Source organism: Pseudomonas sp. R-28-1W-6 (genome assembly GCF_009799925.1).
GTDB lineage: Bacteria > Pseudomonadota > Gammaproteobacteria > Pseudomonadales > Pseudomonadaceae > Aquipseudomonas.
The window spans coordinates 1-23,336 of sequence record NZ_WELK01000012.1 but is presented as its reverse complement, the minus strand read 5'-3'; the positions used below and the strand labels follow the sequence as shown (position 1 = coordinate 23,336).

Genomic DNA, 23,336 nt, shown 5'->3' with positions numbered 1-23,336 from the left:
GTGTTTGGCGAGCCGATCCAGAGCCGGATCGACGAAAAAACCGCGCCGAGAGTAGCAGCTTTGCCAAACAGCGACTAGCACCAAACCTGCCCTGATCGGTCACAAAAATGACCGTTCATTATTTAACGGTCATTTTCTTGACTACCTGGAAAAATCCAGCGAGCTCAGTCAGGCCGGGCCTTTCAGGCGATATCGCGGAGTTCGCGACGGAGAATTTTGCCAACCGGAGTCATCGGCAAGGCGTCCTTGAAGACGATGTGCTTGGGCACCTTGTAGCCGGTGAAGTTCTCCCGGCAATAGGCCTTCAGCTCGTCCACGCTGACCCCGCCCTCGCGCGGCACGACGAACAACTTGACCGCCTCGCCAGACTTCTCGTCCGGCACGCCGATGGCCGCGCAGCTGGCGACTTTCGGGTGGGCCATGACCACGTCCTCGATCTCGTTGGGGTACACGTTGAAGCCGGAGACGATGATCATGTCCTTCTTGCGGTCGACGATGCGCACGTAGCCGTCCGGGTCGATCACCGCCACGTCGCCGGTCTTGAACCAGCCATCGGCATCCAGCACCTCGGCGGTCGCCTCGGGGCGCTGCCAGTAGCCCTTCATCACCTGCGGGCCCTTGATGCACAGCTCGCCGCGCTCGCCGATCGGCTGCTCGACGCCCTCGTCGTCGATCACCTTGAGCGTGGTGCCGGCCACCGGGATGCCCACGGTGCCCAGGCGCGCCAGCTTGCCGTAGCAGTTGGTGGTGGCCACCGGCGAGGTCTCGGTGAGGCCGTAGCCCTCGACGATCGGGCAACCGGTCATCTGCTGCCAGCGCTCGGCGGTGGCCTTGACCAGCGCGGTGCCACCGGAGTTGGTCAGCTTGAGGCGGGAGAAGTCCAGGTTCTTGAACTCGGGGTGGTCCATCAGCGCGACGAACAGGGTGTTGAGGCCCAGCAGCGCGGAGAACTGCCACTTGCCCAGTTCCTTGACGAAGCCGGCGATGTCGCGCGGGTTGGTGATCAGCACGTTGTGGTTGCCGCTGACCATCATGCACATGCAGTTCGCGGTGAAGGCATAGATATGGTACAGCGGCAGCGGCGCGATCATGATCTCGCCGCCTTCGCGCATCAGCGGCAGGCCGTCCTCGCCGGTCTGCTGCAGGCAGTTGTGCACCTGCTGCATGTTGGCCACCAGGTTGCCGTGGGTGAGCATGGCGCCCTTGGCCACCCCGGTGGTGCCGCCGGTGTACTGCAGCACGGCGATATCGTCGAAGCCGACCTTGACCGGCTTCAGGCCATGGCCCTGGCCCAGCACGTCCTTGAAGCGCACGGCCTGGGGCAGGTGGAAGTCCGGAACCAGCTTCTTCACCTTCTTCACCAGGGTGTTGACCAGCCAGCCCTTGAGGCCGGGCATCAGGTCGCCCATGCGCGCCTCGATCAGGTACTCGATGTCGCTGTCGGGCAGCACTTCCTGCACCGACTTGCCGAAGGTGTTGAGGTACACCAGGGCGCGCACGCCGGCATCCTTGAACTGGTGGCGCATCTCGCGCACGGTGTACAGCGGGTTGGTGTTGACCACGATCAGCCCGGCGCGCATGGCGCCGAACACGGCAATCGGGTACTGCAGGATATTGGGCATCTGCACGGCGATGCGGTCGCCGGGCACAAGGTCGGTGTTCCTCTGCAGCCAGGCGGCGAAGGCCGCGGAATGGCGCTCCAGCTCGGCATAGCTCAGCGTCACCCCGAGGTTGCTGAAGGCCGGGCGATCGGCGAATTTCTTGCAGGAGCGTTCGAACACTTCGACTACCGAACGGTAGGTGGAGAGGTCGAGCTGGCTGGATACCCCGGCCGGACGCTTGTCGTCCCAGAAGTCAGGTTGCATTGTTGTTATTCCCCTTGACCTGAAAATTCCAACCGGCTGCCTGCAAGGCGGCCGGACTGCAGCGGAACTTAGCAGCTCCGCCGACGCCGGCAAATAGCGGCCGGCCACTCATTGACTTCATGAATCTTGCCCAGTGCAGCAGAACGATCATCATCTCGTTAAGCTATAGCCCCCATGTCCCGCCTCGTCGTTCCCATGCTCCTACGCTGCAGCATCGCGTTTCTCGCCTTCTGGCTGTGCCTTGCGGCAGCGGCAGGCGAAATACGCCTGGCCACCCTCGAGTATCCACCCTACAGCTCCCAGCACCTGCCGGCCGGCGGCAGCATCGTCGAGCTGACCCAGCGCGCCTTCGCCAGCCAGGGCCACAAGGCCCGGATAGACTTCCTGCCCTGGGCACGGGTCCGGGCCGAGTTGCGCAATGGCCTGTACCAGGGGGCCCTGGCGCTCTGGCCGCAGGAGATCATCGAGGAGAACCTGGTCGCCTCGCGGCCGCTGTTCTACAGCCAGCTGGGCTTCTTCGTGCGCCAGGACAGCCCGGTACATTTCGCCACCCTGGGCGAGCTGCGCGGCCAACGCGTCGGCATCGTCCGTGGCTATGGATATCCTCCCAATCTGCTGAGCTCCGGCTTGCTTGCCGAGGAAGCTGTGGACGACATCAGCAACCTGCGCAAACTGGCGGCGCGGCGCTTCGATCTGGTGCTGCTGGAGCGCATCGTCGGCCAGCACCTGATCGCGGGCGATGCGGCCTTGCGCGGGCGCCTGACCTGGCAGGAGCCGGCACTGGAGCGCATTCCGCTGTTCGTCGGCTTCACCCCGGCGCGCCCCGGGCAGCCGGACTGGGCGCATATTTTCGCCCGAGGCCTGGCCGAGTTGCACAACAACGGCGAGTACACCCGGATTCTCCAGCGCCACGCCGGCGCCGCGCCCTGAACAAGCGCTTTGCCTGCCCCGCCAAGGCATGCACAATGCCGTGATACCCAGGGCACAAGGACCCGCCATGCAGCACGCAGAGTTCTGGCTAAGCACACCCGACGGCAGCCGGCTGTTCGTCAACCACTGGCATGCCGACGGACCGCCCAAGGCCGTGGTGATGATTGCCCACGGCATGGCCGAACACAGTACCCGCTATGCCCGCCTGGCCGCCGCCCTGGTCGCCGATGGCTTTGCCGTGTACGCCCACGACCAGCGCGGCCACGGCCGCACCGCCGAACAGGGCGTGCTCGGCCATTACGCCGACGAAGGCGGCTGGCACAAGGTGGTTGGCGACCTGGCCTGCCTCAATCACCATATCCGCCAGCAGCATCCGCGGGTGCCGATCTTCCTGCTGGCGCACAGCATGGGCAGCTACATCGCCCAGGCCTACCTGATGCAGCACAGCTGCAGCCTGCAGGGCGCCATCCTGTCCGGCTCGAACTACCAGCCGCTGGCCCTGTACCGCGTGGCCAGCCTGATCGCCCGTTTCGAGCGCTGGCGCCAGGGCCCGCTGGGGCACAGCAAGCTGATCGACTTCCTCTCGTTCGGCTCGTTCAACAAGGCCTTCAAGCCCAACCGCACCGCCTTCGACTGGCTCAGCCGCGACCCGGCCGAAGTCGACAAGTACATTGCCGACCCGCTGTGCGGTTTTCTCTGCAGCAACCAGCTGTGGGTCGACCTGATCGGCGGCTTCCAGCAGATCACCCCGATCAAGCACCTGGCGCAGATCGACAGCGACCTGCCGCTGCTGGTGGTCGGCGGCTCGCGTGACCCGGTCAGTCAGGGCAAGCGTCTTGCTGATCTGGCCGGCGCCCTGCGCACCGCCGGCATCCGCGATGTACAGCTGCAGATCTACCCCGACGCCCGTCACGAGATCCTCAACGAAAGTAATCGCGACGCCGTCACCGACCACCTGCGCACCTGGCTGAACGCGGCCCTGAGCCGTCGCCGGGAGTGCCCCGACCCCACCAAGGAGCCCCTATGACCCAGGTCAGCAACATCCCCTACGACGCCCTCGAAGTCGGCCAGCAGGCCAGTTTCGAGAAGACAGTTTCAGAGCGCGACATCCAGCTGTTCGCCGCCGTTTCCGGCGACAACAACCCGGTACACCTGGACGCCGCCTTCGCCGCCGAGACGCTGTTCAAGGAGCGCATCGCCCACGGCATGTTCAGCGGTGCACTGATCAGCGCGGCGATTGCCTGCCGCCTGCCCGGCCCGGGCACCATCTACCTGGGCCAGAGCCTGAAGTTCACCCGCCCGGTGAAGCTCGGCGACACCCTCACGGTCAAGCTGGAAGTCCTGGAGAAACTGCCCAAGGGCCGCGTCAAGCTGGCCACCCGGGTGTTCAACCAGAACGAGGAACAGGTGGTCGACGGCGAAGCCGAAGTGCTCGCCCCGCGCGCCGCGCAGACCCTGACCATGCCGGCCATGCCGCAGGTGACCATCGGCTGACCAGCCCGGCTGCCGGGCGACAGCACCTAAGGGTGCTGCGCCTCGGCGGCCACCTCCTCCACCCAGACGCTGGCAGTCATGCCCGCACTCAGGGTCAGCTTCTGCGGCAACTGTTCCAGCTCGATCCGTACCGGAATGCGCTGGGCCAGGCGCACCCAGTTGAACGTCGGCTCGACATTGGCCAGCAACTGGCTATCGCTGATCGCGTTGCGGTCGGTGATGCCGCGGCTGATGCTCTGCACCCGTCCCGGCAACGGCTCGTCGGCGCTCATCAGATGCACCCGCACCGGGGCGCCGAGCCGGATGCCGGGCAGCTTGGTTTCCTCGAAATAGGCCTGCACGTAGAAGGAGCCGTCGGCGACCAGCGCCATCACCGGCTGGCCGGCCTGGACATAGTTGCCCTGGGCCAAGTGCAGGTTGGTGATCTGCCCGTCGCGCGGCGCGCGCACTTCGCTGCGCTGCAGGTTGAGCCGGGCCAGCTGCACGTCGGCCTCGCTCTCGCGGTACTCGGCCTGGGCGATTTCGGCATTGATCTGCGCGTTTTCGCGCAGCTCCGCGCTGATCGCCTGCGGCCCCAGGCGCGTGCGCCGCGAGGCCTCGTGCTGGCGCAGGCGCAGCTGCTGGCGCCGGGTTTCGGCCACGGCCAGGGCCTTGTCCAGCGCCGCCCGGTAGCGCTCGCGGTCGATGCTCATGAGCAGTTCGCCGGCCTTGACCTGCTGGTTGTCGCGCACATTCAGCTCGACCACCCAGCCGGACACGTCCGGGGCGATGCTCACCACATCGGCGCGCACCCGCGCATCGCGGGTCCAGGGCGACAGCATGTAGTGCTGCCACAGCCAGTAGCCGGCCAGCAGGGCCAGCGCCACCACCAGCGGGGTCACCAGCATTCGCGGTAGGGAACGCATGTCTCTCTCCTCACACGCGGCTCAGCGCCGCCACCAGCGCCGCCAGTACACAGATATACAAGGCGCAGTCGAACAGCGCCTCATGCCAGATCCAGCGCGCCAGGCCGACGCGCTGCAGGCCCAGGCGCAGCAGCCCGGTCAGCAGCAGCGCCAGCAGCGCGTACAGCAACATCGGACTGAGCAGAACCCCGCCCAGCGCCCACTCACGCAGTGCCATGAATCTCTCCCGTTTGTTCGCACCACTGCCGCCAGCTGTGCTGCAACTGCTGCAACGCCGCCTGGGCCAGGCGCAGGGCCGCCTCGGCCGGCTGCTCGTGCAGGGCCGCGACCAGCTCGGCGACCGGCCGTTCCAGGGCCGCGGCCAGCCGCAGCTGCGGGCCCTGGGCCAGCAGCCGGTCCAGTTCGGCGAAGAACTGCTGCTCGGCCTGGCGCGGCACCTGCTGCGCCGCCGCCAGGCAGGCACGCAGATGCAGCAGCTCGTCGCCGATATCCAGGCAGGCGACGCCATCGTCCCAGCGGCTGCGGCTGGCATCCGGCAGCGCCGGGTGATAGCGCGCCAGCTGCAGCAGGCGGTCGGCCATGCGCCCGCCAAACCAGTTCTCGGCCCCCGCCAGGGCCTGGCGGCTCAGGCGCGAGAGGTCCTCCAGGCTGGCGCGCAGCAGGCGGCGCCCCAGCCACACCGGGTCGCGCAGCACGATCAGGCGCAGCGCCAGCACCGCACAACCGACGCCGATCAGCATGGCCAGCGCCTCATTGAGAAAGAAGGCGACGTCGTACTGCATGTCGTTGCGCGGCGCGCAGAGCACGATGAAGTGCAGGCAGAAGGACGTCGCCGCGCCGGCCAGGGCCGGCTTGGCCATGCCCAGCAGGCCGAAGAACAATGGCACGCCGAGCCCCAGGCAGAGCAGCGCGAAGCCCTGCCACTGCGGCAACAGCAACTGGCCGACGGCAAAGGCCAGCGGCAGCGCATAGAAGATCCCGCGCAGGAAGGCCATGCCGATCAGGTCGGCATTCTCGCGGCTGGCGAACAGGCTGCACACCACGCTGGCCAGCAGCAGCGCGCCACTGGCGGCCTGCCAGGCGGTGAACATCCAGAAGGCCGACAGCACCAGCAGCGTCAGGCAGCTGCGCAAGCCATAGACCGCGGCGGTCTGCACATCGCGGTGCCAGGACAGCGCCGGCGGCGCGTCCGCCGGGGCCACCCCCTGCTCCACCGCCGCCAGTGCCAGGTGGGCACGCTGCACCTGGCGCACCATCAGGGTCAGACGCGCCAGGCAGTGCTGCCGCGCCATGGGCTGGCGCAGATCGCGGGCCGCCTCGTCGAGGCGCTGCTGCAGGGCCGGCCAGTCCGCCGCCGCGGCATCCTGCAGGGCCGCCTGCACTTCGCTCAGCCAGGGTGCCAGACCGAGGGCCTCGACCCCGCTCAGCTGCCGCCACTGGCGGGCCACGCCGCGGGCCAGACGCAGCAGGCCGAGCAGATCGCGGGTCAGCACGCGCAGGGCACGGGCCCGCTGGCGACCGCGCACGCCTTCGAACCAGGCATGCTCACGCTGGGCATCCACCGCGACGATGCGCCCGAGCACGTCCAGCAGGCCCTGGCGCCCCTCGCCACGGCCGCGCAGGGCCGCAGCCGCCGCCTGCACCCCGGCCTGCCAGGTGGCCTGGGCCTGCGGCACCAGCTGGCGCTCGACCCGCTGCGGCCAGAGCAGCGTGCTGACCGCCATGGAGCAGAGGATGCCCAGGCAGATCTCGGTGCAGCGCGCCACGGCCTCGTCGAACACCAGCAACGGCTTGCCGGTGATCGGCAGGCAGATGATCGCCACGGTGTAGCCGGCCAGCACGAAGGCATAGGCCCAGGCCGTGCGCAGCAGGGTCGAGGCCAGGGTGCACAGGCCCAGCCACAAGGCCATGACCAGCAGGAACAGCCAGGGTGTCTGGGCGAACAGGGCCATGAACAGCACGCCCATGCTGGTGCCGACCAGGGTACCGAGCAGGCGCGCCAGGCCCTTCTGCACCACCATGCCGGCCAGCGGCTGGGCGACGATGAAGGCCGTCATCAGCGCCCACTGCGGTTGCTCCAGACCGAAACGCAGCGCGCACCAGAGCGCCAGGCCGCCGGCCAGGAGGGTCTTGATGGCGAACTGGATGGCCTGCGGCGCAGGCGCCACGAAAGCCTGCAGGTTTGGATGCACGCGCATGACCCGAGCAGAATGAGCGGAGTAATCATCAGCCTAGGCGAAATTCTAAAACGCCAGCTAATTATTAGCCTGCTAACTATAAATCCGGAAGGATCCCCTGCCAATCTTTTCGACGGGCAAAAAAATGGGCGACCGAAGTCGCCCTAAATTGCCTTGCGTGCTCTGTAACCGGAAGGATTAATTCGACTTGGTCTTCTTGTGCGCATCCTTCCAGATGAAGTAACCGACGCCGCCGAAGAAGGCGACCATCAACAAAACCGTACCGATACCGGCGAGTACCACTGTATCGACGAACATGGCTGCCTCCTTGTGCAATCCCCTGTTGGATGGCTTCAAGGTAACGCAGGCACGGGGATGGAAATTGACCGGGGTCAATGTCCGCGCGGGGCGGCAGGCGGGAGGTGGTGTGGGCGTTGATCTGGATCAAGTTTGCCGAGGGGCTGGCGCCCTGCCCGGCCGGTTTTCAGCGTTTCTTCGGCTTGGCCTTGGCCTTCTTCTTGGCCTTGGGCAACGGCAGCGCCTGCTCGAAAGCCTGGCGCATCTCGTCGAGTTTCTTGTCGTGCAGGTCGTGGATGCGCTTGCCGCGTTCGGCGCTGAAGTCGATCAGTTTGTCGTCGTTGCTCATGACTGCGTCCGGATCAGGCGAAAGGTGAGGTTGATACGTGGCGCCACCGGCTGGGCGGTTTTCGCCACCTGATGCTGCCAATGATGCTGGGTTGCGCCGCGCATGACCAGCAGCGTGCCATGCTCGAGTTGCAGCGAATGCTCGATGCGGCTATGGCCCTTGCGGCGCAGGTCGAAGCGCCGGCTGCCACCCAGGTTGAGCGAGGCCACCAGCGGATCGGGCCCCAGCTCGGGCTCGTCGTCGCTGTGCCAGCCCATGGAGTCCCGGCCGTCGCGGTAGTAGTTGAGCAGCACGCCGTTGAGCGGCTGCCCCGCCGCCGCCTCGACCCGGGCGCGGATCTGCGCCAGCAGCGGCGTCCACGGCAGCGGCTGGTGAACCAGCCCGGAATAGCGGTAGCTGGCCTCGGCATCGCCATACCAGGCCACCAGGCGCGGCACCGGGTAGTGGCGGCCATGCAGGAACACCTGCGGCTGGGTCCAGGGCGTCTGCGCCAGCAACTGTTGCAGCCAGCGATCGGCACAGGCGGGCGCCAGCCAGTGCCGGCGCAGGTCCAGCTCGGCATCGGGGAGGTGCAGGGGCAGGTCGTCGAACAGGTCCATGGGCTCAGCCAGCGGTCGGGAGCAGGCGCCGCATCATACCTCCACGTCCACCCACAGGCCCTGGCGCGGCAGCTCCTCGAGGTCCTGCTGCTCGGCCGGGCCGGCCTGCGCCTCGGCTTCGAGCAGGTCCGCCGGGCTGCGGTAGCCACGCCGCTGGCGCCGGCGCTGCTCCTCGCGCAGGAGCATCTCGCTTTCCTGGGGATGGCGCTTGTCCAGCTCCACCGCGCTTTCCTTCTGGCTCTCGCTGGCCGGGGTGACCGGGGGAATCTCCGGGCGCGGCTTGGGCACGTCCTGCTGCACGGTCACCGGCTGCAGGCTGTGTGGAATGGGCGGCAGCATGATTTTTCCTCCCAGGCTCTATAGCTGCTGTCGGCTGGACGGCGATCAACTTGAGCGCACGCTCGCTACACTTTGGACTCGGGCCTGGCCGATTGATTCCGGGCAAAGGCACAAGTGGCGTCGCTCTGCGCGCGGCGTTCCGTTACCATACGCGGCTTTTTTCGCAGCTGGGGCAATTCATGGCAAGTAGTGGCACTGTGCAGCAGTATCAACCGGGGCAGCGCTGGATCAGCGACAGCGAAGCCGAACTGGGCCTGGGCACCATCCTCACCTCGGACGGGCGCCTGCTCACCGTGCTCTATCCGGCCACCGGGGAGACCCGCCAGTATTCCTTGCGCAATGCCCCGCTGACCCGCGTGCGCTTCGCCCCGGGTGACGAGATCACCCACTTCGAAGGCTGGAAGATGACCGTGCAGGAAGTCGAGGACGTCGACGGCCTACTGGTCTACCACGGTTTCGATGCCCAGCACGCGCCCTACAGCCTGCCGGAAACCCAGCTGTCCAACTTCATCCAGTTCCGCCTGGCCAGCGACCGCCTGTTCGCCGGGCAGATCGACCCGCTGAGCTGGTTCTCCCTGCGCTACCACAGCCTCGAACACCAGAGCCGCCTGCTGCAGTCCAACCTGTGGGGCCTGGGCGGCGCCCGCGCCCAACCGATCGCCCACCAGCTGCATATCGCCCGCGAAGTCGCCGACCGGGTCGCTCCGCGCGTGCTGCTGGCCGACGAAGTGGGCCTGGGCAAGACCATCGAGGCCGGCCTGGTGATCCACCGCCAGCTGCTCAGCGGTCGCGCCAGCCGCGTGCTGATCCTGGTGCCGGAGAACCTGCAGCACCAGTGGCTGGTGGAAATGCGCCGGCGCTTCAACCTGGAAGTGGCGCTGTTCGACGCCGAGCGCTTCGTCGAAAGCGATGCCGACAACCCCTTCGAGGACACCCAGCTGGCGCTGGTCTCGCTGGAATGGCTGAAGCGCAGCGACAAGGCGCAGGACGCCGCGTTCGCCGCCGGCTGGGACCTGCTGGTGGTCGACGAGGCCCACCACCTGGTCTGGCACCCGGAAAAGGCCAGCGACGAATACCGCCTGGTCGAACAACTGGCCGAGCTGATCCCCGGCGTGCTGCTGCTCACCGCCACCCCGGAACAGCTGGGCCTGGAAAGCCACTTTGCGCGCCTGCGTCTGCTCGACCCCAACCGTTTCCACGACCTCGACGCCTTCCGCGCCGAGAGCGCCAACTACCGGCCGGTGGCCGAGGCGGTGCAGGAGCTGCTCGACGAAGGCCGCCTGTCGGAGCAGGCCCACGCCACCATCCACGGCTTCCTCGGCGCCGAGGGCGAAGCGCTGCTGGCCGCGGTCAACGATGGCGATACGGAGGCCGCCGCGCGCCTGATCCGCGAGCTGCTCGACCGCCACGGCACCGGCCGCCTGCTGTTCCGCAACACCCGCGCCGCCGTGCAGGGTTTCCCCCAGCGCGAGCTGCACGCCTACCCGCTGGCCAACCCGATGGAGTACATGGAGCTGCCGCTCGGCGAGCATGCCGACCTGTACCCGGAAGTCAGCTACCAGGCCCAGCAGGAAGGCGCCGAGGACGAGCGCTGGTGGAAGTTCGACCCGCGCGTCGACTGGCTGATCGACACCCTGAAGATGCTCAAGAAGTTCAAGGTGCTGGTGATCTGCGCCCACGCCGAGACCGCCCTGGACCTGGCAGACGGCCTGCGCGTGCGCTCCGGCATCCCAGCCACGGTGTTCCACGAGGGCATGAACATCCTCGAGCGCGACCGCGCCGCCGCCTACTTCGCCGACGAGGAATTCGGCGCCCAGGTGCTGATCTGCTCCGAGATCGGCTCCGAAGGCCGCAACTTCCAGTTCAGCCACCACCTGGTGCTGTTCGACCTGCCGGCCCACCCGGACCTGCTCGAGCAGCGCATCGGCCGCCTCGACCGCATCGGCCAGAAACACGTGATCCAGCTGCACGTGCCGTACCTGGAGAACAGCCCGCAGGAGCGCCTGTTCCAGTGGTATCACCAGGCGCTGAACGCCTTCCTCAACACCTGCCCGACCGGCAACGCCCTGCAGCACCAGTTCGGCCCGCGCCTGCTGCCGCTGCTGGAAGAAAGCGACGGCGGCGACTGGCAGGGCCTGCTGGACGAGGCCACGGCCGAGCGCAAACGCCTGGAAGGCGAGCTGCACAGCGGCCGCGACCGCCTGCTGGAACTCAACTCCGGCGGCTCCGGCGAAGGCCAGCAGCTGGTCGAGGACATCCTCGAACAGGACGACCAGTTCGCCCTGCCGATCTACATGGAAGAGCTGTTCGACGCCTACGGCATCGACAGCGAAGACCATTCGGAAAACGCCCTGGTGCTGCGCCCCAGCGAGAAGATGCTGGACGCCAGCTTCCCGCTTGGCGACGACGAGGCGGTCACCGTCACCTACGACCGCAACCAGGCCCTGGCCCGCGAAGACATGCAGTTCCTCACCTGGGAACACCCCATGGTCCAGGGCGGCATGGACCTGGTGCTGTCCGGCTCGATGGGCAACACTGCGGTGGCGCTGATCAAGAACAAGGCGCTGAAACCCGGCACCGTGTTGCTCGAGTTGCTCTACGTCAGCGAAGTGGTGGCCCCGCGCTCGCTGCAGCTGAGCCGCTACCTGCCGCCGGTGGCGCTGCGCTGTCTGCTCGACGGCAACGGCAACGACCTGGCCGCGCGCGTGGCCTTCGAGACCCTCAACGACCAGCTGGAAAGCGTGCCACGGGCCAGTGCCAACAAGTTCGTGCAGGCCCAGCGCGAGGTGCTGAGCAAGCAGATCAACGCCGCCGAGGCAAAGATCCTGCCGCGCCACAGCCAGCGCGTGGACGAAGCGCGCCAGCGCTTCAGCGCCGGCCTGGACGAGGAAATCGCCCGCCTGACCGCCCTGCAGGCGGTCAACCCGAGCGTGCGCGACAGCGAGATCGAAGCCCTGCGCAAGCAGCGCAGCAGCGGCCTGAGCTTCTTCGAGAAAGCCGCCATGCGCCTGGAGGCGATCCGCGTACTGGTCGCCGGCTGACAGCCAGGCAGACAGCACAAGGGCGGCCTAGGCCGCCCTTGTTGCATCTGCCCGCTAAACTCAAAGCCTATTCAAATTTTCGCGAGCTAGAGCCAGGCAAGGCGAAATTGGGCGAGGACGCGGAGTTTACGAGGTGTAAATGAGCAGTCCGAGCCCAATTTCAACGCAGCATGGCCGACGCGCAGCAGACTTTGAACAGGCTTTCAGGCGGCGCCCAGCTTGCTGCGCATCTTCTCGCACATCAGGGTCATCTCGTCGTAGATCGCCTGCGGGTTCTGCCGCTTGATCTGCCACGCCATGCGCCCCTGCTCGTGCGGCAGGATCATGAACTCGCCCTTGGCGACTTCCTGGTAGATGTAGTCGGCGATGTCCGTGGCGCTGATCGGGCTCTGCTCCAGCAGCTTGCCGACCTGCTGCTTCATCGCCGGGGTCGGGCCGCGGAAGGAGTCGAGCAGGTTGGTCTGGAAGAACGACGGGCAGACCACGTGCACGCTGACACCTTGCGGCTTGAGTTCGGGCAGCAGGCTCTCGGACAGCGCCACCACGCCGGCCTTGGCCACGTTGTAGTTGCTCATCGCCGGGCCCTGCATCAGCGCCGCCATGGAGGCGATGTTGATGATCCGCCCCTTGCTCTGCAGCAGCAGCGGCAGGAAGGCCTTGCAGCCCTTGATCACGCCCATCAGGTTGATCGCCAGCTGCCAGTCCCAGTCTTCCAGGCTGAGGTCGCCGAAGAAGCCACCGGCCGAGACCCCGGCATTGTTGACCAGCACATCGAGGCCGCCGAAACGCTCCTCGCAGGCCTGGGCCACGGCGGTCAGCTGGCTGTAGTCGCGCACGTCGCAACGCAGGGTGAAGCCATCGCCGCCGGCCGCGCGCACCAGCTGCAGGGTTTCCGCCAGGCCGCTCTCGTTGACGTCGGCCAGCGCCAGTTGCCAGCCTTCGCGCGCCCAGCGCAGGGCTATTTCACGTCCCAGGCCGGAACCGGCCCCGGTAATCATCATGCGCTTTTGCATTGTCTACAGCCTTGTTGTCTGGTGAGGATGCCCAGAGTGTAACCAAGGCTGGCGCGGCGGCCTTGCTGCATCAAATCGCTGAATGACGGGCAAGAAAGCGGTCCCGGCTAGGGGCAGACCTGCGCTTGCACCTCTCAGCGCCGGCGCAGCGCACGCCACAGCAACCACAGGTAGATCGGCAGATTCACCAGCAGCACCAGCACGCCCAGCCACAACTGGCTCTGCGCCGTGAGGCCGGCCGGGTAGATCAGCGGAATCAGGTAGTGCTCGATGAAACCGTCGCTGTAGCCCACCTGCCCCGCCGCCTGGCGCAACTGGTTCTCCAGCGGCGTCAGCGGGCAGTACAGTTGCAGCAGCTCCACCGTCGCCGCCCAGGCCACCGCCGGCACATGCAGCAGGGCGAGCCAGCGCCAGCGCAACAGCAGCGGCGCGCCGAACAGCACGAACAGGATGAAGCCCAGGTGCACCAGCACCACGGCATCGGCCGCCAGACGCGCCATCATCGGCACCAGCCTCCGTTAACCGATCCGCCGGCGGCGACCTGCCGCCACGCGATGCTGCCAAACCATGCGCCCTGCATCCCGGTTCTCCTGGCCCCATTCGTCGATCCTGCCAGCAATCGCCGGCGCCCGCATGGGCAACAGGCCTGCCACTGTTCTTGAGACCCTTCACTTATCCACTGGTTTCAATGGCTTAGCGTTCGGATGCAGAACTTAAGCATTCTTACTTTTATTAAATATCATATATTTTTCAGACACTTAGATTTGACGGAAAGCGACTCCCGGAGCAGACTCGAACGTTATTCAAACCCGCTCAGCGAGGCCAGCCATGAAAGGCGACAAGAAAGTCATCCAACATCTGAACAAGATCCTTGGCAACGAGCTGGTGGCCATCAACCAATACTTCCTGCATGCGCGCATGTACGAGGACTGGGGCCTGAAAAAACTCGGCGAGCACGAGTATCACGAATCCATCGACGAGATGAAGCATGCGGACAAGCTGATCAAGCGCATCCTCTTCCTCGAAGGCCTGCCCAATCTGCAGGACCTGGGCAAGCTGATGATCGGCGAGAACACCAAGGAAATGCTGGCCAGCGATCTCAAGCTGGAACACCAGGCCATTCCCGACCTGAAAGCCGCCATCGCCTACTGCGAGAGCGTCGGCGACTACGGCACCCGCGAGCTGCTGGAAGACATCCTCGAATCCGAGGAAGAGCACATCGACTGGCTGGAGACCCAGATCGGCCTGATCGACAAGGTGGGCCTGGAAAACTACCTGCAGTCGCAGATGGACGAATAATCCAGCTGCAATGAAAAAGCCCCGCGAATGCGGGGCTTTTTCATTGCAGCGCCAGATTACTCGGCGCTGGCTTTCTGTGCGGCTTCCTTGATCAGGGTCTGCAGCTCACCCTTCTCGAACATCTCGGTCATGATGTCGCTGCCGCCGACCAGCTCACCGGCCACCCACAGCTGCGGGAAGGTCGGCCAGTTGGCGTACTTCGGCAGGTTGGCGCGGATTTCCGGGTTCTGCAGGATGTCCACATAGGCGAACTTCTCGCCACAGGCCATCACCACCTGCGCGGCCTTCGACGAAAAGCCGCACTGCGGCGCATTCGGCGAGCCTTTCATGTACAGCAGGATGGTGTTGTTGGCGATCTGCTCTTTGATGGTATCGATAATATCCACGACTCACCTCGTCTGAACTTTCCCGGACTGCACCGGACTGGATGGGGCGATTGTAACCGAAAATCCCAGTTGCGGGCTCGGGTTAAGCCAACGCGCTCGGCACCCTCGCCCACCAGCCACGGCCACGTCTGCCAGCCGGCTCAGGCCGCCGCCACCCGCACCGGCACGCCATTCAGCGCGGCGTTACCGGAGACCGCATCGAGCTGCCGCTCGTCGGTCAGGTCGTTGGCGCTGGCGCCCGGCTGGGCGCTGGCGATCGCCATCTGCACGCCCGGGCGGGCATGGCCCCAGCCGTGCGGCAGGCTGACCACGCCGGGCATCATCTCCTCGCTGCCCAGCACCTCGACCTCGATGGCCCCCACCCGCGACTCGATGCGCACGCGCTGGCCATCGCTGAGGCTGCGCCCGGCCATGTCCTGCGGGTGCATCAGCAGCTGGTGGCGCGGCTTGCCTTTCACCAGGCGCTGGTAGTTGTGCATCCAGGAGTTGTTGCTGCGCACATGGCGGCGGCCAATCAGCATCAGCTCGTCCGCGCCCTCCTGCGGTTGCGCGGCGAAGCGCGCCAGGTCGGCGACCAGCAACGCCGGCGCGGCCTCGACGGCCTTCGACTCGGTCTTCAGGCGCCCGCCCAGGTTCGCCTGCAGCGGCCCCAGGTCGATGCCGTGGGGCTGCTCGCGGATGGCCGCCAGGCTGAGTTTGTGCGGCGACTGATCGCCGTAGGGGCCGAAGCGCAGGCCCAGGTCGATCATCTGCTGCGGCGTCTTGCTCGGTTTCAGCTCGTTGCCGACCTTGGCGGCGAAGGCCTGGGCCAGGCCGACGAAGATTTCCCAGTCGTCCAGCGCCCCCGCCGGCTTGTCCAGCACCGCCTCGTTGAAGCGGGTGACGTTGCGCACGGCGAAAGCATTGAAGGTGCTGTCGTAGTGATCGTGCTCCAGCGGCGCGGTGGGCGGCAGGATCAGGTCGGCGTAGCGGGTGGTTTCATTGGTATACAGGTCGATGCTGAGCATGAACTCCAGCCCCTCCAGCGCCTGCTCCAGCTGGCGGCCGTTGGGGGTGGACAGCACCGGGTTGCCGGCCACAGTGATCAGCGCGCGCACCTGGCCTTCGCCAGGGGTGAGCATCTCTTCAGCCAGGGCCGCCACCGGTAGCTCACCGCCGTACTCGGGCAGGCCGGAAACCCGGCTCTGCCAGACATCGAAATGGCCACCGGCGGTGCTCGCCACCAGGTCCAGCGCCGGCGTGGTGCACAGCGCGCCGCCCGGCTGGTCGAGGTTGCCGGTGACCAGATTGATCAGCTGGATCAGCCAGTGGCACAGGCTGCCAAAGGCCTGGGTGGACACGCCCATACGCCCGTAGCACACCGCCGACTCGGCAGCGGCGAAGTCACGGGCCAGCTGGCGAATGGTCGCCGCCGGCACGCCGCACCGGGCGCTCATGGCCTCGGCGGTGAACTCGGCAATCGCCGCCTGCACCTGTTCCAGGCCGTTGACCGGCAGGTGGCTGGCGCGGGTCAGGCCCTCGTCGAACAGGGTATTGAGCAGGCCCAGCAGCAGGGCCGCATCGTTGCCCGGGCGGACGAACAGATGCTGGTCGGCCATGGCCGCCGTCTCGCTGCGGCGCGGGTCGACCACCACCAGCTTGCCGCCGCGGGCCTTGAGCGCCTTCAGGCGCTTCTCCACGTCCGGCACGGTCATCAGGCTGCCGTTGGAGGCCAGCGGGTTGCCGCCGAGGATCAGCATGAACTGGGTGTGGTCGATGTCCGGGATCGGCAGCAGGAAGCCGTGGCCGTACATCAGGTAGCTGGTCAGGTGATGGGGCAGCTGGTCGACCGAGGTGGCGGAGTAGCGGTTGCGCGTCTTCAACTGGCCGAGGAAGTAGTTACTGTGGGTCATCAGCCCGTAGTTGTGCACGCTGGGATTGCCCTGGTACACGGCCACCGCGTTCTTGCCGTGGCGTTCCTGGATCGCCGCCAGGCGCTCGGCGACCAGGGCAAAGGCCTCGTCCCAGCCGATCGGCTGCCACTCGCTGCCAATCCGGCGCATGGGCTGGCGCAGGCGGTCGGGGTCGTGCTGGATGTCCTGCAGGGCCACGGCCTTGGGGCAGATATGGCCGCGACTGAAGCTGTCCTGGGCATCGCCCTTGATCGACAGGATCTGCTGGCTACCGTCGGCCAGACGCTCGGTTTCGATGGTCAGGCCGCAGATGGCCTCGCACAGGTGGCAGGCACGGTGGTGGAGGGTCTTGCTCATGGCTGGCCTCGTGTTCTTGTTCGAGACGACCGGTCGGGTCGTGGAAACAGGACTATGGAGGCTAGGGGAAGGCTTGGCCAGTGGCCTAAGTTTCATGAATCGGCGGGCATCATGCCCGCCGATTCAACAGCGCATCAATTGATCAGACCGGGCTCGGCTGCGGGCAGCCGAGTAGCCCTACAGATCAACGAATGGCGCTGATGGTGCCTTTGTTGCCGGTCACTTTGACGTTGACGGCCTTGAACACCATGTAATCCTGCACGCTCACTTCGTAGCGCGGCGCGACGATCAGGTCGGCACCGGAGGATTTGACGGCCTTGAAGGCAGCGGCGGATTTGGCGGCAGCTACCGGGTCCAGACCCAGAGCGAAACCACCTTCGCCACCACCATAGGTTACGCCGTCGGCGAACTGGGTATCGCCACCCAGCTTGAACATGCCGAACAGGATGTTCACCGAAGACTCGCCCGTGATGGACTCGCCGACTTTCACGTCCGCTTTCAGGTTGGTTTGCACTTCACCATTGAGCGGGGCACTCGGCTGGCTGTAGTTCTGGCTGGCACAGCCAGTCAGCAGGGCGAGGGCGGAAAAAGCGGCGGCATAGGCTACGTGTTTCATGCAAGACTCCTTTGCATAGAAAATCCATGAATGCCCAGTTGCTGGACATGTCTGCCTGGTCAGGCGGGGCGCATGGTAGGAGCCGGCTTGAGCCACCAGCAACCCGACATGTCACTTTTGTGACGCCGGCCGCAGGCAGAAAAATCTCCCGATTCAGGGTGTTGCAATGGCCGGCAACGCCGCTCATTTGCCCCCGCGCGGCATTTGCTCATGATGGCTGACGGGCTTTTAGGGGCTCGCAGGGCATGCCCGAGGCGCGGCCGGTGGGCGTGCCGCGGATTATGGGAGCGATCCAGGCTTAACCGGAGCAGCGTGCCGCCGCAGGCTATGGAATCAATATGCCACCACCCTTAGAATGTCTGCCCCATCACAAAACAGAGCCACACATGAAAGGACTCAAAGCAGCTGCAGTAATGCCCATCGTCCTAGCAAGCCTAGCAATACAAGCCCAGGACAAACCATCGTTGGTTCAGGGCTCTGACAAGCATGACTTTTCCATCCGTTGCGAAAAGGGAGGCAAAGTAACTCTGGAGGTTTTCGACCTCAACGAGGTTGACAGCTTGAGGATCGCTCGGAACATCTATGTCGCCGACCAGGGCGATGGCCGACGCCTGATCACTTACAACCACGGCTTTATCCTCGCTAAGGAGCAAGCAACCTACGTCACGGCAACGGATGAAAGCTGCGCCTTCTCCAGGCGGTTGATCTAGTCGGGTCTCATCAGCAGCCAAACTTTCCAGCGGGCCCACGGTGCCACCGGCACCGCTGGGCGACGACAAGGCAATGCATCGACCCACCGGCTCAGAACGCGCACATTGGGCTCCCCCGCCTTCACGGGTATGCGCCCTGGCGAGATGATGGCACTGCGCTGGGAGGAGATCGATTTTCAAGGAAAAAGCGCGCACGTTTGCCGACTTCAGGTCGATGGCGTGATCCATGACCGCGTCAAGACGAAGAACAATCTGCACGTGTTGCTGAACGACAGGGCGCTGCATGAGGCAAAGCCTTTGACCATGGCTCGCAGCGGCTTTGTTTTCGCCCCGACGACGCAGGATGAGCGCAGCGACTGGATCAGGACCGATACCACGCCGCGCAAGTACTTCAACCTGTCGCTGGAGGCTCTTGGTATCCGCACCCGGCGCCAGTACGGCACTCGTCACACCTACACAACGATGTGCCTGATGGCTGGAATGAACCCCGCTTTCATTGCCAACCAGCCGGGCCACAGTGTACAAATGCTGTCTTCCACCTATGCGAAGTGGCTCAATTCCACTTCCGACTGGGCAGAGTTCCAGAAGCTGGAAAGCAGGAAGTTGGTACGGAATTGGTACAGGCAAAACAGTAACCCTCCTGCAAGCCGCGCAGATCAAGGCTCATGTTGGCAGCATGCGACATTTGCTTATAAGATCGCGCCTCCCCCATTTGTCGCCCCCACGCGGCTCCAGCCGCTGCCCGGCCTGCTTTTCCCCGGAAAAACCGCGCAGCGATAGTTGTAGAAATTAAGGTAGTGAATGATGAGCGCCAGGCACTTTCTCTCGTTGATGGATTGCACCCCTCAGGAACTGAGTGGGCTGATCCGTCGCGCCATCGAGCTGAAGGACCTGCGCCGACGCGGCGTACTGTTCGAGCCGCTGAAGAACCGCGTGCTGGGCATGATCTTCGAGAAGGCCTCGACCCGCACCCGCCTGTCGTTCGAGGCCGGCATGATCCAGCTCGGCGGCCAGGCCATCTTCCTCTCCCCGCGCGACACCCAGCTGGGCCGCGGCGAGCCGATCGGCGACAGCGCCATCGTCATGTCGAGCATGCTCGATGCGGTGATGATCCGGACCTACGCCCACAGCACCCTCACCGAGTTCGCCGCCCATTCGCGGGTGCCGGTGATCAATGGCCTGTCCGATGACCTGCACCCCTGCCAGCTGCTGGCCGACATGCAGACCTTCATCGAACAGCGCGGCTCGATCCAGGGCAAGACCGTGGCCTGGATCGGCGACGGCAACAATATGTGCAACACCTACATCGAGGCCGCCCTGCAGTTCGACTTCCAGCTGCGCGTGGCCTGCCCGGAGGGCTACGAGCCGAATGCCGAGCTGCTCAAGGCCGCCGGCGAGCGCGTGCAGATCGTCCGCGACCCGCTGGCCGCGGTGGCCGGCGCACACCTGGTGAGCACCGATGTGTGGACCTCCATGGGCCAGGAAGAGGAAGCCGCCGAGCGCCTCAAGCTGTTCGCCCCCTATCAGGTCACCCGCACCCTGCTGGATGCCGCCGATCCGGCGGTGATCTTCCTGCACTGCCTGCCGGCCCACCGCGGCGAGGAGATCAGCATGGATCTGCTCGACGACCCACGCGCGCAGGCCTGGGAACAGGCGGAGAACCGCCTGCATGCGCAGAAGGCGCTGCTCGAATTCCTCGTCGAACCGGCTTACCACCACGCATGAGCCAGCCCCTGCTCCTCAACCTGCGCGAGCTGGCCTGCGGCTACCAGGAGCATCCGGTGGTGCAGCAGCTCAACCTGCACCTCAATGCCGGCGACATCGGCTGCCTGCTCGGCCCTTCCGGCTGCGGCAAGACCACCACCCTGCGCGCGATTGCCGGCTTCGAACCGGTGCTGGCCGGCGAGATCTCCCTGGGCGGCCACGTGATCTCGCGTGCCGGCTTCACCCTGGCCCCGGAGAAGCGCCGCATCGGCATGGTGTTCCAGGATTACGCCCTGTTCCCGCACCTGAGCGTGGCGGAAAACATCGCCTTCGGCATCCGCAAGCACCCCGAGCGCGAGCGCATCACCGAGGAGCTGCTGGAACTGGTCAAGCTGGCCCAGCTGGGCAAGCGCTACCCCCACGAGCTGTCCGGCGGCCAGCAGCAACGCGTGGCCCTGGCCCGCGCCCTGGCACCGGAGCCGCAGCTGCTGCTACTCGACGAACCGTTTTCCAACCTCGATGGCGAACTGCGCCGGCGCCTCAGCCATGAGGTGCGCGACATCCTCAAGGCGCGCGGCACCAGCGCCATCCTGGTGACCCACGACCAGGAAGAGGCCTTCGCCGTCAGCGACCACGTCGGCGTGTTCAAGGAAGGCCGGCTGGAGCAGTGGGATACCCCGTTCAACCTCTACCACGAGCCGTTGACGCCCTTCGTCGCCAGCTTCGTCGGCCAGGGCTACTTCATCCGCGGCCAGCTGCTGACCCCGGACACGGTGCAGACCGAACTCGGCGTGATCCGCGGCAACCGCGCCTACACCTGGGCGCCGGGCAGCTCGGTGGACGTGCTGCTGCGCCCGGACGACATCGTCTACGACCCGGACAGCGAGCAGAAGGCGCAGATCGTCGGCAAGACCTTCCTCGGCGCGGCCACCCTGTACCGCCTGCAACTGGCCACCGGCACCCAGCTGGAGGCGATCTTCCCCAGCCACGCCGACCATCTGCCGGGCCAGCAGGTGGGCATCCGCGTGGCGGCCGACCACCTGGTGGTGTTCCCCGCCCAGGGCAGCATCGCCGCCCAGGTCAGCCTGGGTGAATCCGGCGTGCGCCGCGCCAGCAGCAACTGATAGCACTCGCACAGACGCTCTTGCCCATCCGAGCCATGCTCCAGGGCAACCCGCTCGCCTGAATCACCTCGGTTTCCCGTAGGGTGCGCCATGCGCACCAGCAGCCCGCGCCTGACCTTGGCGCGCACGACGGCCCACTCGCAGCCCAGCACAGGAGCTGTTGGGCTGCCCGAAAGCCCTACCGCCGCCTACAAAAACAGCGTGCCGCCGGTCACCAGCACCGCCTGCCCGGCGATCTTCACCCGCTCGCCGGCTAGGCTGCAGTGCAGCTCGCCACCGCGGGCCGAGCACTGGTAGGCGCTGAGTTCGTTCTTGCCCAGGCGCGCGGCCCAGTAAGGCGTCAGCAGGCAATGGGTGGCGCCGGTCACCGGGTCTTCGTCGATGCCGATGCTCGGGGCGAAGTAGCGCGAGACGAAGTCATGCTTGAGCCCCGGCGCGGTGACGATCACCCCCAGCCCCGGCAGCTTGGCCAGGGCCTTCATGTCCGGCTGGCAAGCGCGCACCGCCTGCTCCGACTCCAGCACCGCGAGCAATTCGTTGCCCTGCAGCGCCGCCAGCACCGGCTGGCCCAGCGCCTGCTCCAGCTCGATGCTGACCACCGTCTCGCTGGCCTGCGCCAGCGGGAAGTCCAGGATCAGCCGGCCGTTGTCGCGGCTGACGCTGAGCGCCCCGGACATGCAGCTGAAATCCAGGCGCTCGCCGGGCTCGTCATACAGCTCGAACAGGGCGTAGGCGCTGGCCAGGGTGGCATGGCCGCACAAGGGCATTTCCACCGTCGGGGTGAACCAGCGGATATGCCAACCGGCGCCCTCGCGCACCACGAAAGCCGTCTCGGCCTGGTTGTGCTCGGCGGCAATCTGCTGCATCAGGCTGTCGGCCAGCCAGGCATCCAGGCGGTAGACCACCGCCGGATTGCCGCTGAAGGGACGGTCGGTGAAAGCGTCGATCTGATGAAACTCGAGGTGCATGGTTGCGCTCCTTGGGGTGATGGCCAGCATGCCGCGTCCGCACGGGCGGCGCCCACTACAGTCGCGGCCTATTACGGCACTACAGCTGCACTGTATCAATGCGCGGCGAACGAGCGCAGTGCATCAATCAATCGCAAAAAGTTCTTAAAAATTTATTAATCCTTAACAAATCAGCCACTTATGAAATCTGGCACGCCGCCTGCTATGGCCAACCCCGGTCAGCACAACGGCGTGTCTGCCACTCAACCGACAACGACGTCATAGCATCCCCTCCCTCGTGGAGCCGTGGACGCTGTGGCGTTTTTTTTTGCGTTTTTTGGCCTACAGGAAGACCGCTATGCGCATGATGAAACTGTCCCTGCTGTCGCTGGCCGTTGCCAGCAGCACCCTCAGTCACGCCGCCTTCGCCGCAGAAGACTTCAGCAACCTGTTCACCCAGGGCAAGCCGATCTTCGATGCCCGCTACCGCGTTGAACACGTCGACCAGGACAACGCCCTCAAGCACGCCAACGCCCAGACCCTGCGCACCCGCCTCGGCTTCCAGAGCGGCAAGTGGTACGGCCTCTCCGCCCTGGTCGAGGCCGACAACGTCAGCCGCATCGGCGACGCCGCCTACAACGACACCCGCAACGGCCAGACCGAGTACTCGGCAGTACCCGACCCGGACGGCAGCGAAATCAACCAGGCCCTGCTGCGCTACGACCACCAGTACGGCAGCGCCGTGCTCGGCCGCCAGCGCATCAACCTGGACAACCAGCGCTTCGTCGGCGGCGTGGCCTGGCGCCAGAACGAGCAGACCTACGATGGCGCCCTGGCCCAGTTCAAGCCGCTCGCCGGGCTGACCCTGACCTACGCCTACATCGATCAGGTCAACACCATCTTCGGCCCCGGCAATGGCCAGTACGACAGCGCCGGCAACCCGGCCAACATCGAGGGCCACAGCCACCTGATCAACGCCCAGTACGTCGTCATGCCCGAGCTGACCGTCACCGCCTACGATTACCTGCTCGGCCTCGACAACCTCAGCGCCGGCAGCCAGTCCAGCGAGACCACCGGCCTGCGCCTGAACGGCGCCATCGCCGGCTTCAGCTATGTCCTGGAATACGCCCAGCAGCAGGACTACGCCGACAACCCGCTGCAACTGGACAGCGATTACTACCTGGCCGAACTCGGTTACACCCTCAAGGGCGTGGCGCTGAAGGCCGGCTACGAAGTGCTCGGCGGCGACGAGGGCCCGGGCAACCGCGCCTTCCAGACCCCGCTGGCGACCA

At 65.9% G+C, this 23,336-nt stretch carries 25 protein-coding genes; 10 read left to right on the top strand and 15 right to left on the bottom strand.

Features of this window, described 5'->3' with window-relative positions:
- Positions 1–182: 182 nt before the first annotated feature.
- Entirely contained in the window at positions 183–1,865 is a 1,683-nt protein-coding gene (fadD2, locus tag F3I62_RS17560; protein ID WP_160490937.1) for a long-chain-fatty-acid--CoA ligase FadD2, read from the bottom strand.
- The gene (locus F3I62_RS17555) at positions 1,855–2,019 is read right to left on the bottom strand and encodes a hypothetical protein (RefSeq protein WP_160490936.1); all 165 of its coding nucleotides are present in this window, start codon (positions 2,017–2,019) and stop codon (positions 1,855–1,857) included. Before F3I62_RS17555 ends, fadD2 begins: the two co-directional genes overlap by 11 nt.
- 20 nt (positions 2,020–2,039) lie before the next feature.
- Between F3I62_RS17555 and F3I62_RS17550 the strand changes: the two genes are divergently transcribed.
- The 3 genes from F3I62_RS17550 (at position 2,040) to F3I62_RS17540 (ending at position 4,289) form a co-directional block, all read left to right on the top strand.
- Positions 2,040–2,795 (top strand): ABC transporter substrate-binding protein, encoded by a 756-nt coding sequence (locus F3I62_RS17550; RefSeq protein WP_256667809.1) that lies wholly within the window; start codon positions 2,040–2,042, stop codon positions 2,793–2,795.
- Positions 2,796–2,862: 67 nt separating this feature from the next.
- Entirely contained in the window at positions 2,863–3,822 is a 960-nt protein-coding gene (locus tag F3I62_RS17545) for an alpha/beta hydrolase (RefSeq protein ID WP_160490935.1), read from the top strand.
- Entirely contained in the window at positions 3,819–4,289 is a 471-nt protein-coding gene (locus tag F3I62_RS17540; protein ID WP_160490934.1) for a MaoC family dehydratase, read from the top strand. Before F3I62_RS17545 ends, F3I62_RS17540 begins: the two co-directional genes overlap by 4 nt.
- A 26-nt stretch (positions 4,290–4,315) precedes the next feature.
- Here F3I62_RS17540 and F3I62_RS17535 read toward each other — a convergent pair whose 3' ends face one another.
- The 7 genes from F3I62_RS17535 to F3I62_RS17515 form a co-directional block, all read right to left on the bottom strand.
- Positions 4,316–5,194 (bottom strand): HlyD family secretion protein, encoded by an 879-nt coding sequence (locus F3I62_RS17535; RefSeq protein ID WP_160490933.1) that lies wholly within the window; start codon positions 5,192–5,194, stop codon positions 4,316–4,318.
- Positions 5,195–5,204: 10 nt separating this feature from the next.
- Entirely contained in the window at positions 5,205–5,411 is a 207-nt protein-coding gene (locus F3I62_RS17530) for a DUF1656 domain-containing protein (RefSeq protein WP_160490932.1), read from the bottom strand.
- Positions 5,398–7,392 carry an FUSC family protein gene (locus F3I62_RS17525; protein WP_218572928.1) on the bottom strand — a complete coding sequence of 665 codons (1,995 nt, stop codon included), beginning with the start codon at positions 7,390–7,392 and terminating at the stop codon, positions 5,398–5,400. The genes F3I62_RS17530 and F3I62_RS17525 overlap by 14 nt, the downstream gene beginning before the upstream one ends.
- 177 nt (positions 7,393–7,569) lie before the next feature.
- Positions 7,570–7,689: a cytochrome c oxidase subunit CcoM gene (gene ccoM, locus F3I62_RS20445; RefSeq protein WP_305984780.1), complete on the bottom strand. Its 120-nt coding sequence runs from the start codon at positions 7,687–7,689 to the stop codon at positions 7,570–7,572.
- Positions 7,690–7,855: 166 nt separating this feature from the next.
- The gene (locus F3I62_RS20180; protein WP_178116701.1) at positions 7,856–8,017 is read right to left on the bottom strand and encodes a hypothetical protein; all 162 of its coding nucleotides are present in this window, start codon (positions 8,015–8,017) and stop codon (positions 7,856–7,858) included.
- Complete coding sequence (locus tag F3I62_RS17520; RefSeq protein WP_160490931.1) at positions 8,014–8,616, bottom strand: alpha-ketoglutarate-dependent dioxygenase AlkB; 603 nt, start codon at positions 8,614–8,616, stop codon at positions 8,014–8,016. The genes F3I62_RS20180 and F3I62_RS17520 overlap by 4 nt, the downstream gene beginning before the upstream one ends.
- 33 nt (positions 8,617–8,649) lie before the next feature.
- On the bottom strand, positions 8,650–8,955 hold the full coding sequence (locus F3I62_RS17515; protein WP_160490930.1) for an aspartate-semialdehyde dehydrogenase: 306 nt from the start codon (positions 8,953–8,955) through the stop codon (positions 8,650–8,652).
- 179 nt (positions 8,956–9,134) lie between these two features.
- Between F3I62_RS17515 and rapA the strand changes: the two genes are divergently transcribed.
- Positions 9,135–11,996, top strand: coding sequence for an RNA polymerase-associated protein RapA (rapA, locus tag F3I62_RS17510; protein ID WP_160490929.1), 2,862 nt, complete (start codon positions 9,135–9,137; stop codon positions 11,994–11,996).
- 203 nt (positions 11,997–12,199) lie between these two features.
- Here rapA and F3I62_RS17505 read toward each other — a convergent pair whose 3' ends face one another.
- Both F3I62_RS17505 and F3I62_RS17500 read right to left on the bottom strand, forming a co-directional pair.
- Positions 12,200–13,009, bottom strand: coding sequence for an SDR family oxidoreductase (locus F3I62_RS17505; RefSeq protein ID WP_160490928.1), 810 nt, complete (start codon positions 13,007–13,009; stop codon positions 12,200–12,202).
- A gap of 134 nt (positions 13,010–13,143) precedes the next feature.
- Positions 13,144–13,512 carry a DUF2784 domain-containing protein gene (locus F3I62_RS17500; protein WP_160490927.1) on the bottom strand — a complete coding sequence of 123 codons (369 nt, stop codon included), beginning with the start codon at positions 13,510–13,512 and terminating at the stop codon, positions 13,144–13,146.
- Between the two features lie 325 nt (positions 13,513–13,837).
- Between F3I62_RS17500 and bfr the strand changes: the two genes are divergently transcribed.
- A complete protein-coding gene (gene bfr / locus F3I62_RS17495; protein WP_160490926.1) occupies positions 13,838–14,308 on the top strand; it encodes a bacterioferritin in 471 nt (156 codons plus the stop codon).
- A 56-nt stretch (positions 14,309–14,364) separates the two neighbouring features.
- Here bfr and grxD read toward each other — a convergent pair whose 3' ends face one another.
- The 3 genes from grxD to F3I62_RS17480 all read right to left on the bottom strand — a co-directional run bounded on the left by grxD (position 14,365) and on the right by F3I62_RS17480 (position 17,559).
- Positions 14,365–14,694: a Grx4 family monothiol glutaredoxin gene (grxD, locus tag F3I62_RS17490; protein WP_160079218.1), complete on the bottom strand. Its 330-nt coding sequence runs from the start codon at positions 14,692–14,694 to the stop codon at positions 14,365–14,367.
- Positions 14,695–14,834: 140 nt separating this feature from the next.
- Complete coding sequence (locus F3I62_RS17485; RefSeq protein WP_160490925.1) at positions 14,835–16,943, bottom strand: molybdopterin oxidoreductase family protein; 2,109 nt, start codon at positions 16,941–16,943, stop codon at positions 14,835–14,837.
- 184 nt (positions 16,944–17,127) lie between these two features.
- Positions 17,128–17,559, bottom strand: coding sequence for a hypothetical protein (locus F3I62_RS17480; RefSeq protein ID WP_160490924.1), 432 nt, complete (start codon positions 17,557–17,559; stop codon positions 17,128–17,130).
- 386 nt (positions 17,560–17,945) lie between these two features.
- Between F3I62_RS17480 and F3I62_RS17475 the strand changes: the two genes are divergently transcribed.
- The 4 genes from F3I62_RS17475 to F3I62_RS17460 all read left to right on the top strand — a co-directional run bounded on the left by F3I62_RS17475 (position 17,946) and on the right by F3I62_RS17460 (position 21,097).
- A complete protein-coding gene (locus F3I62_RS17475) occupies positions 17,946–18,269 on the top strand; it encodes a hypothetical protein (RefSeq protein WP_160490923.1) in 324 nt (107 codons plus the stop codon).
- A 144-nt stretch (positions 18,270–18,413) separates the two neighbouring features.
- Positions 18,414–19,049 (top strand): tyrosine-type recombinase/integrase, encoded by a 636-nt coding sequence (locus tag F3I62_RS17470; RefSeq protein ID WP_256667808.1) that lies wholly within the window; start codon positions 18,414–18,416, stop codon positions 19,047–19,049.
- A gap of 24 nt (positions 19,050–19,073) precedes the next feature.
- Positions 19,074–19,994: an ornithine carbamoyltransferase gene (argF, locus tag F3I62_RS17465; RefSeq protein ID WP_160490922.1), complete on the top strand. Its 921-nt coding sequence runs from the start codon at positions 19,074–19,076 to the stop codon at positions 19,992–19,994.
- Complete coding sequence (locus tag F3I62_RS17460) at positions 19,991–21,097, top strand: ABC transporter ATP-binding protein (protein ID WP_160490921.1); 1,107 nt, start codon at positions 19,991–19,993, stop codon at positions 21,095–21,097. The genes argF and F3I62_RS17460 overlap by 4 nt, the downstream gene beginning before the upstream one ends.
- 188 nt (positions 21,098–21,285) lie before the next feature.
- Here the strand turns inward: F3I62_RS17460 and F3I62_RS17455 are convergent, their stop codons facing one another.
- A complete protein-coding gene (locus tag F3I62_RS17455; RefSeq protein WP_160490920.1) occupies positions 21,286–22,065 on the bottom strand; it encodes a PhzF family phenazine biosynthesis protein in 780 nt (259 codons plus the stop codon).
- 337 nt (positions 22,066–22,402) lie between these two features.
- Here F3I62_RS17455 and F3I62_RS17450 point away from each other — a divergent pair.
- Positions 22,403–23,336 (top strand): alginate export family protein (locus tag F3I62_RS17450; RefSeq protein WP_160490919.1); only part of this gene is annotated, 934 nt, incomplete at its 3' end.